At 64.3% G+C, this 12,617-nt stretch carries 13 protein-coding genes and 1 pseudogene; 8 read left to right on the top strand and 6 right to left on the bottom strand.

All coding sequences use genetic code 11. From position 1 onward, the window contains the following. Nucleotides 1-20 precede the first annotated feature (20 nt). Nucleotides 21-875: a cytochrome c oxidase subunit II gene (coxB, locus tag QA642_RS44605; RefSeq protein WP_283082483.1), complete on the bottom strand. Its 855-nt coding sequence runs from the start codon at nucleotides 873-875 to the stop codon at nucleotides 21-23. Nucleotides 876-1,322: 447 nt separating this feature from the next. On the opposite strand from coxB, the gene QA642_RS44610 reads away from it, so the two are divergent. Further along, the gene (locus QA642_RS44610) at nucleotides 1,323-1,883 is read left to right on the top strand and encodes an invasion associated locus B family protein (protein WP_283082484.1); all 561 of its coding nucleotides are present in this window, start codon (nucleotides 1,323-1,325) and stop codon (nucleotides 1,881-1,883) included. Between the two features lie 6 nt (nucleotides 1,884-1,889). Here QA642_RS44610 and QA642_RS44615 read toward each other — a convergent pair whose 3' ends face one another. Further along, nucleotides 1,890-2,177: a hypothetical protein gene (locus tag QA642_RS44615; RefSeq protein ID WP_283082485.1), complete on the bottom strand. Its 288-nt coding sequence runs from the start codon at nucleotides 2,175-2,177 to the stop codon at nucleotides 1,890-1,892. A gap of 170 nt (nucleotides 2,178-2,347) precedes the next feature. Between QA642_RS44615 and tldD the strand changes: the two genes are divergently transcribed. The 4 genes and pseudogenes from tldD to QA642_RS44635 all read left to right on the top strand — a co-directional run bounded on the left by tldD (nucleotide 2,348) and on the right by QA642_RS44635 (nucleotide 5,479). Continuing rightward, nucleotides 2,348-3,775: a metalloprotease TldD gene (tldD, locus tag QA642_RS44620; RefSeq protein ID WP_027561956.1), complete on the top strand. Its 1,428-nt coding sequence runs from the start codon at nucleotides 2,348-2,350 to the stop codon at nucleotides 3,773-3,775. Continuing rightward, nucleotides 3,772-4,548: a signal peptidase I gene (gene lepB, locus QA642_RS44625; RefSeq protein WP_283082487.1), complete on the top strand. Its 777-nt coding sequence runs from the start codon at nucleotides 3,772-3,774 to the stop codon at nucleotides 4,546-4,548. The genes tldD and lepB overlap by 4 nt, the downstream gene beginning before the upstream one ends. A 10-nt stretch (nucleotides 4,549-4,558) precedes the next feature. Continuing rightward, nucleotides 4,559-4,900: an MmcQ/YjbR family DNA-binding protein gene (locus QA642_RS44630; RefSeq protein ID WP_283082488.1), complete on the top strand. Its 342-nt coding sequence runs from the start codon at nucleotides 4,559-4,561 to the stop codon at nucleotides 4,898-4,900. Nucleotides 4,901-4,912: 12 nt separating this feature from the next. Beyond that, nucleotides 4,913-5,479: pseudogene (locus QA642_RS44635) on the top strand (nucleotidyltransferase family protein). Between the two features lie 123 nt (nucleotides 5,480-5,602). Here QA642_RS44635 and QA642_RS44640 read toward each other — a convergent pair. The 3 genes from QA642_RS44640 to QA642_RS44650 all read right to left on the bottom strand — a co-directional run bounded on the left by QA642_RS44640 (nucleotide 5,603) and on the right by QA642_RS44650 (nucleotide 8,262). After that, entirely contained in the window at nucleotides 5,603-6,181 is a 579-nt protein-coding gene (locus QA642_RS44640) for a PAN domain-containing protein (protein ID WP_283082489.1), read from the bottom strand. A 113-nt stretch (nucleotides 6,182-6,294) separates the two neighbouring features. Then, entirely contained in the window at nucleotides 6,295-7,665 is a 1,371-nt protein-coding gene (locus QA642_RS44645) for a glutamate--cysteine ligase (RefSeq protein ID WP_283082490.1), read from the bottom strand. Between the two features lie 99 nt (nucleotides 7,666-7,764). Further along, nucleotides 7,765-8,262 (bottom strand): MarR family winged helix-turn-helix transcriptional regulator, encoded by a 498-nt coding sequence (locus tag QA642_RS44650; RefSeq protein ID WP_027561950.1) that lies wholly within the window; start codon nucleotides 8,260-8,262, stop codon nucleotides 7,765-7,767. Nucleotides 8,263-8,388: 126 nt separating this feature from the next. Here QA642_RS44650 and gstA point away from each other — a divergent pair, with 126 nt between their 5' ends. From gstA to QA642_RS44665, 3 genes are all read left to right on the top strand, one after another. Then, on the top strand, nucleotides 8,389-9,003 hold the full coding sequence (gene gstA, locus QA642_RS44655) for a glutathione transferase GstA (RefSeq protein WP_283082491.1): 615 nt from the start codon (nucleotides 8,389-8,391) through the stop codon (nucleotides 9,001-9,003). A 226-nt stretch (nucleotides 9,004-9,229) separates the two neighbouring features. Beyond that, the gene (locus tag QA642_RS44660) at nucleotides 9,230-9,538 is read left to right on the top strand and encodes a hypothetical protein (RefSeq protein ID WP_283082492.1); all 309 of its coding nucleotides are present in this window, start codon (nucleotides 9,230-9,232) and stop codon (nucleotides 9,536-9,538) included. A 377-nt stretch (nucleotides 9,539-9,915) separates the two neighbouring features. After that, nucleotides 9,916-10,260, top strand: coding sequence for a hypothetical protein (locus QA642_RS44665; RefSeq protein WP_283082493.1), 345 nt, complete (start codon nucleotides 9,916-9,918; stop codon nucleotides 10,258-10,260). A 52-nt stretch (nucleotides 10,261-10,312) separates the two neighbouring features. Here QA642_RS44665 and QA642_RS44670 read toward each other — a convergent pair whose 3' ends face one another. Further along, nucleotides 10,313-12,526, bottom strand: coding sequence for an FAD-dependent oxidoreductase (locus QA642_RS44670; RefSeq protein ID WP_283082494.1), 2,214 nt, complete (start codon nucleotides 12,524-12,526; stop codon nucleotides 10,313-10,315). Nucleotides 12,527-12,617: the final 91 nt, after the last annotated feature.

Here is a 12,617-nt window from a genome sequence, read left to right on the forward strand (position 1 = left end):
CTCGAGCCCTGACCCGGCGCTTACTGCGTCGGGCCGGCCGCCGAGGCGTAGGTGCTGGTGCCGCCACTCGCAAACTTCTTCTTCGCCGTCTCGACCCAGGAGGCGAACTCCTGGTCGCTGACCACGCGGATCGCGATCGGCATGAAGGCGTGATCCTTGCCGCAGAGCTCCGAGCACTGGCCGTAGAACATGCCGGTCTTGGTGGCCTTGAACCAGGTCTCGTTCAGCCGGCCGGGGATGGCGTCGATCTTGACGCCGAAAGCCGGCAGCGCAAAGGCGTGGATGACGTCGGCGCCGGTGACCTGGACGCGAATCACCTTGTTCACCGGCACCACCATCTCGTTGTCGACGCCGAGCAGGCGGGGCTGCTTGTCCTGGGCCATCAGCGAGTCGAACTCGAACTTGCCGTTGTCAGGATAGGCATACGACCAGTACCACTGCTTGCCCGTCGCCTTCACGGTCAGATCCGCCTTCGGCACGTCGAGCTCCAGGAACAGAAGCCGGAACGACGGCACCGCGATGCCGACCAGGATCAGCACCGGAACCAGCGTCCACACCACCTCGATCAGCGTGTTGTGGGTGGTCCGCGACGGCACCGGATTGGCCCTCGCATTGAACTTCAGGACCACGATCACCAGCAGCGCCAGAACGAACAGCGTGATCAGGGTGATCAGCACGAACAGGAAGTTGTGGAACCAGACGATGTTGTCCATCACCGGCGAGGCCGATTGCTGCAGCGTCCATTCCCACGGCGCCGGCTGCCCGACCTCGGCGAATGCCGTCCCGCCCGCCGCCAGCGTCATGCCAGCCGCCACCAAGGCGATGGTGGCCATTCCCAGCAAATGCCGGCCCACCCGACCCATCGACATCCTCATGCCGTTCGCGCTCCCCTTACGAAATCACCCCAGGTGCGTTCCCCTATTTTTGGGAAACGCTTATTCGATCCGCCCGTCTGACAAACCGCCGCGCAAGAATACCTCTAAGAGGAATTGGGGCCAGATCGCTAGAACGCCGAAATCAAGCCTCTCAAACCATAATTCTTGATCTATCGCAATGCAGTCTTGAGGCCTGTCTGTCAGCGATCACCCGCAAGATATTTCCTAGTAACATCAGAGAAAAATACCGTTTCCCGGGATGCTGCGGCTTGACAGCGGCATTGCCCGCGGTAGGCACTGGCGAACAGCCGCGCAGGAATCTGATTCGTGCTGATGTTGGCGGTGTGGGCGGCGCGGAATTTGCTTGGGAATCGCCTTCAAGCCGCCGTCATTCCCGTATCAGTCCGCCAGGTGCGAGCGACCCAGGCGAGCAGAGGGACCGACCCGATGGGGTTTTCGAGTTGCATGGCAAGGGAGGCCAAAAGGCAGGCTGACGGCCTCACGAGGCTTGCCGCCCTGCTGGCTGCGGTCGTCCTGCTGGCGCTGCCAGGCCTCTTCGTACCAAGCCTTGCCCATGCGCAGGGCGCGGTGCGCTCCGTCCATGGCGACTGGCAAATCCGCTGCGACACCCCGCCGGGCGCCCAGACCGAGCAATGCGCCCTGATCCAGAGCGTGGTGGCCGAGGACCGCTCCAATGCCGGCCTGACCGTGATCGTGCTCAAGACCGCCGACCAGAAGAGCCGCCTGATGCGCGTGGTCGCCCCGCTCGGCGTCCTGCTGCCCTCCGGCCTCGGGCTGAAGCTCGACAACCAGGACGTCGGCCGCGCCGGCTTCGTCCGCTGCCTGCCCAACGGCTGCGTCGCCGAGGTCGTCATGGACGACAAGCTGCTCGGCCAGCTGCGCAGCGCCAAGACCGCGACCTTCATCATCTTCGAGACGCCGGAAGAAGGCATCGGCTTCCCGCTCAGCCTGAACGGGCTCGGCGAGGGCTACGACAAGCTGCCGTAGCAGGGCTCACGCCGCGTCGACGCGATAGAGCTCCATGTCGCACCAGCCGCAGCGATAGATGCGGCCTCTCCCGGCCACCGGCCCGACCAGCGCCTTGCGCCGGCATGTCGCGCAGACGACGCCGTCCACGGTGTCGCAGCCCGGGTGAGCTGCGACATAGGCCTCGCGGGTGGGATAGGAGGTCCAGAAGCGGTGATAGACGAACTGGTTGAACAGCAGGACCAGCCCCAGCGCGCCAAAGCCGATGATCAGGCCGTGATACTGATCCCAGAACACAAGCAGGGAATTCCACATGCTTTTGCCGGCAGATCTCTCACCAAGGGTCGCCCTCGATAGCCCAAAATCCTGAAAACCGGTTTAAGGGGAAGCCGTACCTATCGTTTCCGTAATGTGACGGCCCAGCCCTCGCGGAACGCGCGGGAAACCATTATCTTGCCCAACATCCCCCGATAATGGACGGACGCATGACCAATCCTGCCACAACCTCCCTGCTCGACCGCGCCAATCTCGATCGCGACCAGGTTCGCAACGAGGTCGCGCGCGGGCTTGCCGGCGCCGACGACGGCGAATTGTTCCTGGAATACAGCCAGACCGAAGCGCTGATGTTCGACAATGGGCGGCTGAAGCAGGCGACCTACGACACCTCGCAGGGTTTTGGCCTGCGCGCCGTCAAGGACGATGCGGTCGGCTATGCGCATTCCTCCGACGTGTCCCTGCCGGCGCTGATTCGCGCCGCGGACGCGGTCGCGGCCGTGCGCGGCGGCTATTCCGGCAGCTTTGCCGCTCCGCCGGCGCATACCAATGTGCGGCTCTATAGTGACGACAATCCGCTGGATGCGCCGGGCTTCGAGACCAAGGTCAAGCTGCTCGCCGAGATCGACGCTTATCTGCGCGACAAGGATCCGCGGGTGCGGCAGGTCAGCGTCAGCCTGGGCGCGACCTGGCAGGTGGTCGAGATCCTGCGGCCCGATGGCGAGAGCTATCGCGACATCCGCCCGCTGGTGCGCGTCAACATCTCCGTCGTCGCTGGCCAGGGCGACCGCCAGGAGAGCGGCAGCAAGGGCTATGGCGGCCGCGCCGGCTATGCCGAATTCATCGAGAGCAGGAATTGGCGCGAGGCCGCCGACGGCGCGCTGCGCGAGGCCCTCGTCAATCTGGAATCGATCCCCGCCCCCGCCGGCGAGATGGACGTCGTGCTTGGCGCCGGCTGGCCCGGCGTGATGCTGCATGAGGCGGTTGGTCATGGCCTCGAAGGCGACTTCAACCGCAAGAAGACCTCGGCGTTTGCGGGCCTCATGGGCCAGCAGGTCGCGGCCAAGGGCGTCACCGTGGTCGATGACGGCACCATTGCCTCGCGCCGTGGCTCGCTGTCGATCGACGACGAGGGCACGCCGACCAATCGCACCGTGCTGATCGAGGACGGCATCCTGGTCGGCTACATGCAGGACCGCCAGAACGCGCGGCTGATGAACATGAAGCCGACCGGCAACGGCCGCCGCCAGGGCTATGCCCATGTGCCGATGCCGCGCATGACCAACACCTACATGCTGGCGGGCGACCGCGACCCGGCCGAGATCCTTGCCTCCGTGAAGAACGGCGTGTTCGCCGCGAATTTCGGCGGCGGACAGGTCGACATCACCTCGGGCAAATACGTGTTCCAGTGCACCGAGGCCTACAAGATCGAGAACGGCAAGATCGGCGCGCCGCTGAAGGGCGCCATGCTGATCGGCAACGGGCCGACCGACCTGCATCGCATCCGCATGATCGGCAACGATCTGGCGCTCGATACCGGCATCGGCACCTGCGGCAAGAACGGCCAGGGCGTCCCTGTCGGCGTCGGCCAGCCGTCACTTCTGATGGAACGCATTACGGTGGGTGGAACAGGCGCATGAGTGTCGAGAAGATAACCGTCCCCGCCAAGCGGAAGACCAGCGGCTGGGGCGGCCAGCTGATGCAGCTCGCCGGCATCGTTGCCGCAGTGTTCATCGCCAAGGGCGCGCTGGCCGAGCCGTTCTACGTGCCGTCCGGCTCGATGGAGCCGACGCTGCTGATCGGCGACGCACTGCTCGCCTCGAAATTCCCCTACGGCTACGGCACCTCGTCGCTGCCGATCCAGATCAACCTACCCGAAAGCGGCCGCGTGTTCGCGGAAACGCCGAAGCAGGGCGACGTCGTCGTGTTCCGCTGGCCCGGCGACCGCTCGCAGGCCTGGGTCAAGCGCGTCGTCGGTCTGCCCGGCGACCGCATCCAGATGCGGCAGGGCCAGCTCTTCATCAACGACCGGCCCGCCGAGCTGAAGCCGGATGGCATCGGCCAGGCCGAGGACGACAATGGCGGCAGCGAGCCCGCCCACCGCTATATCGAGACGCTGCCGAACGGCGTCTCGCATCTGATATTCAAGATGCGCGACAACGGTCCGCTCGACAACACGCCGGAGGTGACGGTGCCGCCCGGCCATCTCTTCGTGCTCGGCGATAACCGCGACAATTCCGCCGACAGCCGCGTGCCGCTGCGTTCCGGCGGCGTCGGCCTTCTGCCGATCGACAATCTGATCGGACGCGCGGATGCCGTGGTTGGCTCCTGGGATCTCGGCATGCGCAGCCAGCCCGTGTACACGTGGCTGTCCGGCTTCCGGCTCGCACGGTTCTTCACCGCCGTACACTGAGCTGATCCTCATGACCTTCGACGACGTCAGAAAATTCGCGCTGACGTGGCCGGAGGTCGAGGACGGCACCTCCTACGGCACGCCGGCACTGAAAGTGCGCAAGAAGATGCTGGCGCGCCTGAAGGAAGACCGCGACAGCCTGGTGATGCCGGATGTGCCGATCGACGAACGCGCGATGCTGGTCGAGAGCCAGCCAGGAATCTTCTATTTCACCGACCACTACGCCGACTATCCGATCGTGCTGATCCGCCTGTCGAAGGCGAAGCGCGCGATCGTCGAGCCGTTCCTGCGGCGGCGCTGGCGCGCGCTGGCCTCGAAGGCGGCGCGCACCGCATTCGACGCCAGCCTGTAGGTCATGGCCGCGATGGATCGCGATCGTTTCCTCGCATTAGCGCTGAAAAATCCCGTCAATGCCGCGATCGTCGACGAACTCGCGCGGCTGGACCTGCCGGATGCATGGCTGGTCTCGGGATGCCTGGTGCAGACCGTATGAAACGTGCTCACCGGCCGCGCCATCGATCACGGCATCGCCGACTACGACGCGTTCTATTTCGACCCTGACACCTCGTGGGAGGCGGAGGATGCGGTGATCCGCAAGCTGCATGAGCGGCTGGCGCATCTCGGCGTCAAGGTCGAGATCCGCAACCAGGCACGCGTGCATCTGTGGTATCCCGGCAAGCACGGCCTGCCCTATCCGCCCCTGAGAAGCTCGACGGAGGGCATCGACCGCTTCCTCACGCAGAACACGCAAATCGGCGTCAGGCGCGCAGGCGATGGCTACGAGGTCTACGCGCCGCGCGGCTTTGGCGATGTCGCAGGGCTGATCGCGCGGCCAAATCCGGGACCGAATTTTTCGGCGGCGAATTACGCGGTGAAGGCCGGGCGATGGAAAGCGCTATGGCCGGAGCTCACGGTGATCGCGGCGGAGTAGATGCCGTAGGGTGGGCAAAGCGAAGCGTGCCCACCACCTCTTGTAATAGTTGAAAGATCGTGGGCACGGCGCTTTGCGCCTTTGCCCACCCTACGACAGCAATGACGATGGAAAGAGCTGCGCCTACCGCACCACGCCCGACGTAAACCCCGCTTTGCGGCGCGGCGGCTTGATTTCCTTCTTCAGGAAGCAGCGCGCCTCGCGCCCGGTGTAGCCGGGGCGGGCATAGGTGAAGGCGCGACATTTGTTGTCGGCGATGCAGGCCGCCTTGCAGGCCTCCTCGCCTTCGCCCTCCTTGAGCTCGAAATTGCGCAGATCGCCGCCGGGGCGGTCGATCGACGTCTCCACGCCTTCGACCCGCGGCTCGATCACGCCGGCACCGCGCACACCGGAGATGCAGCAATTGCCCGGCACGCGCGGCGGCACGACGTTCTTGAGCCAGCACACGGCCGAGCCGCCTTCGACATCGGGATAGCTGAAGCTCCAGGAACGACAGCGGCGGTCGCGCTCGCAGAGCAGCGCGCAATCCTCGGGATCGCCCGAGGTGACCGGCGTGCTGAAATAGTCGCCGCCGGGCCGATCGAACGCTGTCTGGGCGCGCACGGGCCAGCTCGCACATGCGAACGAAAGCAGCGCGACGCAGGCCACGACGCTTGCCAAGACCTTCGCCATGACGGCCCTGGGCGGGCGGCCCTTCCCCATCAGAACAGCTTTCGAGTTATTGACGACGCTCAGGTTTTTTCAGCCGGTCATTTGATCGCCGCAAACCTGTATGGGCGATGAACGGCTCAAGTCCTGGGCGTTGGCCTATGTGTCTAGAAAGCGTATTCCGCGTAGGCCGGTTCCACCGAGCCGTTCCAAGGACCGTTGAACTTCTCGAGCATCTCCTCGGCCGGCGTGCGGCCGGAATCGATGATGCGATCGAGCGGCTCCAGATGCCGGGTCTCGTCACGGCCGAGTTGGTCGATCCGGCCGCGCCGGCGCAGGCCGGCATGTGCCAGAACGAGGCACTCCTTGGCGATCTCGAACAGATAGCGGTCCTTGAGCCGCGCCTTGAAGCCGAAGCGCGGCACGTCGTCGCGCAGGGCCTGGCGTTCATGCGCGCTCCAGTGCTTCACCATGTCCCAGGCGGCATCGAGGGAGACATCGTCATAAAGCAGCCCGACCCAGAACGCGGGCAGCGCCGGCAGCCGGCCCCACGGGCCGCCGTCGGAGCCGCGCATCTCGAGATAACGCTTCAGGCGCACCTCGGGGAAGATCGTCGAGAGATGGTTGGCCCAGTCCGACAGGGTCGGACGCTCGCCGGGGAGGTTGTTGTTGCGGCCGTCGAAGAAGGCACGGAACGAGGAGCCCGAGACGTCGATATACTCCTCGCCGCGCTTGACGAAATACATGGGCACGTCGAGCGCGTAATCGACATAGCGCTCGAACCCCATGCCGTCCTCGAACGCCCACGGCATCATGCCCGCACGCGCATTGTCGGTGTCGCGCCAGATCTCGGAACGGAACGAGAGGAAGCCGTTCGGCTTGCCTTCGGTGAACGGCGAATTGGCGAACAGCGCAGTCGCGACCGGTTGGAGCGCGAGCGAGACGCGCAGCTTCTTGACCATGTCGGCTTCGGAGGAGAAGTCGAGATTGGTCTGCACGGTGCAGGTCCGGTACATCATGTCGAGGCCGTACCGGCCGACCTTCGGCATGTAATTGGTCATGATCTTGTAGCGGCCCTTGGGCATCACCGGGATGTCGGCGCGCGACCAGGACGGCGTCATGCCGAGGCCGAGGAAGCCGATGCCGAGCGGAGCCGCGATCTCGCGCACCTGCGCCAGATGCGCCATCAGCTCGCTCTGGGTCTGGTGCACGTTCTCGACCGGCGCGCCCGAAAGCTCGAACTGTCCGCCGGGCTCGAGTGAGATCGCGCCGCCGCCGGTGACGTCGTAGAGGCCGATGATGTTGCCCTTCTCCATGATCGGCTCCCAGCCGAGCAGGAGCTTCATGCCCTCGAGCAGCGCGCCGATGCCGCGCGGGCCTTCGTAAGGCACCGGACGGTGGCCCTCGAGCGTGAACGGCGTCTTCTCGTGCTCGGTGCCCAAACGGAAGTCGGACGGGTCCTTGCAGCCGGCCTCGAACCACGCGACGAGCTCATCGCGCGATTGCAGCGGCGTCATATCGATCTGGTCTCGCGCCATATCAAACTCTAATCAAAAGCGCTTCGACCGAATGCGCGCGGGTGACGGGATGGTCCGCGAACCCACCGGGCGCGCGGACGTGCTGGTTTTGCCGCGCGATCATCGCGTCGGCGAGGTTTCGTTGACGTTGGCGACGGGCGGCAGCTTCATCTCGCCGCACGAGCAGCCGAGGCGGTCGAGCAGACCGCTGAGCTTGACGGCATCGGCATCGGACAATTTCGAGCCGACATACTTCTCGATTGCGGCCGAATAGGCACCCCACATCCGCTTCTGCAATTCGCGGCCGGCTTCCGTGATCTCGACGAACTGGCCACGCTTGTCGATCTTGCATTCGCGCCGGGAGGCAAGGCCTTCGTCGACCAGGCGGTCGATCAGGCGCGAGGTCGAGTATTGCGGGATCAGCATCTGCCGCTCGAGCTCGACCGGCCGCAGCTCTCCGCTCGGCGCACGCGACAATTCCAGCAGCGCGTCATACCAGGCCAGCGGCGGGAAGCCCGCCTTCTTCAGATCCTGCTCGACGCAATCGAGCACGCGGCTCTGCACCCGCATCAGGCGGATCCAGGCGGAGGTTGCCTCGGTCGATGGTTTGCGTTTCATGGTCCCGCTCAAGCTCGTCGTCCGTGTCTTACCCCATTCGATGCAGCTGCATCAATCTTGACTATTCCATGCAGACGCATGTAGTCGTTCTTTCGCCCTAGCCAAGCGGCAAGAGGAGGAAATTCCATGAAACTGTACTATTCGCCCGGCGCCTGCTCCCTGTCCCCCCACATCGCGCTCCTGGAAGCCGGCCTGCCTTACGAGCTGGTCAAGGTCGATATCCGGGCCAAGAAGCTCGAAAACGGTGAGGATTATCTGAAGCTGAACCCCAAGGGTCAGGTCCCCGCACTAGGCCTCGACAGCGGTGAGATCGTGACCGAAGGCCCGGTGATTGTCCAGATGATCGCCGATCAGGCCTCGGCCAAGGCGCTGGCGCCGGCCCATGGCAGTTCCGAGCGCTACAAGCTGCTCGAGTGGCTGAATTTCCTCACCTCGGAGGTCCACAAGAGCTTCGGCCCGCTGTTCGCGCCGGCGCTGAACGACGAGGCCAAGGCCTTCTTCAAGGATCGCGTCATGGGCAAGCTGAAATACATCGACAGCCAGCTCGCAGGCCGCGACTACCTGATGGGCCAGCAGTTCACGGTCGCCGACGGCTATCTCTTCACGATGCTGACCTGGGGCGACCGGATGAAGTTCGATCTCTCGGCGATGCCGAATCTTGCGGCCTACAAGGCCCGCGTCGCGGCGCGGCCGAAGGTGCAGGAAGCGTTGGCGAAGGAAGGGTTGGCCCAGGCGAAGTAAGGACAGATCACGACTGCAACGACGAAGAGCCGGACGATGATCCGGCTCTTCGCTTATGGAACCCGGCGGTTCGTGACGCCGCATCTTCAATTTTTACGAGGATTGTCGGGGTTAACAATAACTCCGCCTTGTTTGCTCCACGAACGTCACCATCCTTGTGAGAGCAATACAGTTGGCTCAACCTCAGCTCGGGACGCAATGCGGACCGCTGAACTGGGAAGCTGTCGTGACGATCGTATTTTGTCTATTGCTCGTGAGCGGAATCACCGGACTGGCGACCGGGCTGTTCTTCCGAGTCTGGGCGCTGGTGCTCGTCTCGCCGGCCATCGCAATTCTTGCAGCGATCGTTCTGCAGAGCTCGAACTTCGGATTCTGGACGGGCGTTCCGATCGTCGTCAGCTGCCTGCTGGTCGGCCAGCTCGCCTATCTGGCAGGGGCGTTCCACCTGCACAGAGGGGAACTCTCAATGCAGGACGACGCTAACGGCGAACCAGGCAAGTATAGCCATCGCCACATCGGCGACCAGAACGAGTAAGGCCAGGCCCAGCCACGAGGGAACTTTCCTGCGCCGCCGGAGCATCTTGCGGTGCGACCACGGCCGACCCAGCAGCAACAGCGGAGCGTATCTGACCGCAACGCCGGCTGCGCTATCTTGAAACACCATGGGGCTCATTGCGGGACACCTTCACTGCTAATCGTCGCGATGTGGATTCGTTAGCAAGAGCGGTGCCAGTGCGGAGCGGGCGTGACCGTTGCGGGGATTTGGAGCGGCCCTAGTGTGGCACGGAAACACACGAACCGATGTGACAGGGCCCAAGCAAGACGTGGCGGGATTGGTGATCCGGTCTTTTTCATTGTGAACCATTTGGCAGGTAACGACGTCGAAGGAGCATCTCCCCGAGACAATGCCCCATGAATATGATCGTCCTGATGACCGCCGCTGGCGCCCCGCTCGCGATGCTCGGCCTGTCGACGCCGGTCGCGTCCCAGCGCAACTGCATCTTCATGATCCATCCGCAGATCACCTCGTCCGTGTTCGAGAGCAAGGAAGGAAAGATCGTCTTTCCCGACCGGCCGACCGAATATCCGTGCAGCTACGCCAAAAAGAAGGGCGGAGTGGACATCGCCTTCACCAACCAGAATGGCTGGCGCTTCGAGGTGCGTATTGGCCGCGGCGACGAAGGTCGCTGGAAAGCCAGTCTCGCCGACGATGCGGTCTCGGGCCGCGCGTTCTCGCCATTCGGCGACGGAAAATAAAAAGGCCGGATCGAGGATCCGGCCTTTGTTGTTTCTGCGTCGTCGGGTGCCGTCAGGCCGCCGTCTTCTTCGGCGCGAAACGGCCGTAGAAGGTCTCGCCCTTCGCCGCCATGTCCTCGAGCAGCTTCGGCGGGGTGAAGCGCGAGCCATACTTCGCCTCGAGCTTGTGGCAGAGTTCGACGAACTTCTTCGTGCCCATGAAGTCGATGTAGGACAGCGTGCCGCCGGTGAACGGCGCGAAGCCGAAGCCGAGGATCGAGCCGACATCCGCCTCACGCGGATCGGTGATGACGTGATCCTCGACCGTGCGCGCGGCTTCCACCGCCTGCACCACCAGGAAGCGCTGCTTCAGCTCCTCGACGTCGAGCGTGTCGGGGTCGAGCTGCTTCGGCTGCAGCGCCGAGAGGCCCGGCCACAGGCTCTTCTGACCCTTGCCCTTCTCGGGATAGTCGTAAAAACCCTTGCTGTTCTTGCGGCCGAGGCGGCCCTGGTTCTCGACCATCTCCACCATCAGCTTCTTCTGATCGGGGTTGATGGCATTGGGACCGAGATCGGCTTCGGTGGCCTTCATGATCTTGAGGCCGAGATCGAGCGCGACTTCATCCGAGAGCGAGAGCGGGCCGACAGGCATGCCGGCCATCTTGGCGCAGTTCTCGATCATCGCCGGCGGCACGCCTTCGAGGAACATCTCGTTGCCTTCGGCGACGTAGCGGCCGACGCAACGATTGGCGAAGAAGCCGCGGCTGTCATTGACGACGATCGGCGTCTTGCCGATCTGCCGGACATAGTCGAGCGCGGTCGCGAGCGCGACATCGCCGGTGTTCTTGCCGAGGATGATCTCGACCAGCATCATCTTCTCGACCGGCGAGAAGAAGTGGATGCCGACGAACTTGCCCTGGTCCTTGAAGCTCTCGGCCAGCGAGGTGATCGGCAGGGTCGAGGTGTTCGAGGCGAAGATCACGTCCGGCTTGAGATATTCCTGCGCCTTGGCGAAGGTCTCGGCCTTGACCTTGCGGTCCTCGAACACGGCCTCGATGACGAGGTCGACATCCTTCAGCGCGGCGTAGTCAGCCGTCGGCGTGATACGCGCGAGCAGCGCTTCGGCATCGCCCGGCTTGGCGCGGCCCTTCTTGATCTGGTCCTCGATCACCTTCTGCGCGTGCGCCTTGCCCTTGTCGGCGCTCTCCTGATCGCGATCGATCAGCACGACGTCAAGGCCGGCGCGGGCCGAGACATAGCCAACGCTCGCGCCCATGAAGCCGGCGCCGATCACGGCGATCTTCTTCACCTTGGTCGCGGGCACGTCCTTCGGACGGCGCGCGCCCTTGTTCAGCTCCTGCATCGACAGGAACAGGCTGCGGATCATCGCCGCCGCTTCCTTCGAACGCAGCACCGATGTGAAGTAGCGCGACTCGACGCGGAGCGCGGCGTCGATCGGCAGCTGGAGGCCTTCATAGACGCAGCTCATGATCGCGCGCGCGGCCGGATAGTTGTCGTAGGTCTCGCGGCGGTAGATCGCGTTGCCGGCCGGGAACATCATCATGCCGGCCTTGGAGAACACCGGTCCGCCGGGCAGCTTGAAGCCCTTCTCGTCCCACGGCGCGACAGCCTTGCCACCGCCCTTGATCCAGTCCTTCGCGGCCTTGACGAGGTCGGCGGCCGGAACGATGGCGTGGATCAGATTCAGCGCCTTGGCTTTCTCGACGGTGACCGGATCGCCCTTGAGCAGGATGGTCATCGCGTCCTGCGGCGGCACCAGACGCGGCACGCGCTGCGTACCGCCGGCGCCGGGGAACAGACCGACCTTGACCTCGGGCAGGCCGAGGCGGGTCTTGGGATTCTCCGCGGCCACGCGATAGTGACAGCACAGCGTGATCTCGAAGCCGCCGCCGAGCGCGAGGCCATTGATCGCGGCCGCCCACGGCTTGCCTGATGTCTCGATCGAGCGCAGCACCTGCGAGAAGCGGCGGCTCTGGTCGAACAGCATCTGGTTCGCGGCGGTCTCGCCCTGCTCCTTCAGAACCTTGGCATAGGCCTGGTTCATGCCTTCGAGCATGGAGAGGTCAGCGCCGGCGCAGAACGCTTCCTTGGCCGAGGTGATGACGACGCCCTTCACCGCGGCGTCGGCCGTGGTTTGCTTGACGATCGCGTCGAGCTCGCTGGTCGAGGTCTCGTCGAGCACGTTCATCGAGCGGCCCGGGATGTCCCAGGTGACGAGCGCGATGCCGTCGGAATCAGTCTCAACCCTAAAGTTCTTGTAAGCCATGTTGGTTGCTCCTCGGTGCCGCAGCCGATGTCAGGCGCGGCGGTTGACTCTGGATCTCGTAGGGTGGGCAAAGGCGCCCTTGCGCCGTGCC

It is taken from the genome of Bradyrhizobium sp. CB2312, from assembly GCF_029714425.1.
Lineage (GTDB): Bacteria > Pseudomonadota > Alphaproteobacteria > Rhizobiales > Xanthobacteraceae > Bradyrhizobium.

Coding starts and splice junctions, on each gene's coding strand:
- coxB (WP_283082483.1), bottom strand. CDS start 875: ATGAGGATGTCGATGGGTCGGGTGGGCCGGCATTTGCTGGGAATGGCC.
- QA642_RS44610 (WP_283082484.1), top strand. CDS start 1,323: ATGGGGTTTTCGAGTTGCATGGCAAGGGAGGCCAAAAGGCAGGCTGAC.
- QA642_RS44615 (WP_283082485.1), bottom strand. CDS start 2,177: ATGTGGAATTCCCTGCTTGTGTTCTGGGATCAGTATCACGGCCTGATC.
- tldD (WP_027561956.1), top strand. CDS start 2,348: ATGACCAATCCTGCCACAACCTCCCTGCTCGACCGCGCCAATCTCGAT.
- lepB (WP_283082487.1), top strand. CDS start 3,772: ATGAGTGTCGAGAAGATAACCGTCCCCGCCAAGCGGAAGACCAGCGGC.
- QA642_RS44630 (WP_283082488.1), top strand. CDS start 4,559: ATGACCTTCGACGACGTCAGAAAATTCGCGCTGACGTGGCCGGAGGTC.
- QA642_RS44640 (WP_283082489.1), bottom strand. CDS start 6,181: ATGGGGAAGGGCCGCCCGCCCAGGGCCGTCATGGCGAAGGTCTTGGCA.
- QA642_RS44645 (WP_283082490.1), bottom strand. CDS start 7,665: ATGGCGCGAGACCAGATCGATATGACGCCGCTGCAATCGCGCGATGAG.
- QA642_RS44650 (WP_027561950.1), bottom strand. CDS start 8,262: ATGAAACGCAAACCATCGACCGAGGCAACCTCCGCCTGGATCCGCCTG.
- gstA (WP_283082491.1), top strand. CDS start 8,389: ATGAAACTGTACTATTCGCCCGGCGCCTGCTCCCTGTCCCCCCACATC.
- QA642_RS44665 (WP_283082493.1), top strand. CDS start 9,916: ATGAATATGATCGTCCTGATGACCGCCGCTGGCGCCCCGCTCGCGATG.
- QA642_RS44670 (WP_283082494.1), bottom strand. CDS start 12,526: ATGGCTTACAAGAACTTTAGGGTTGAGACTGATTCCGACGGCATCGCG.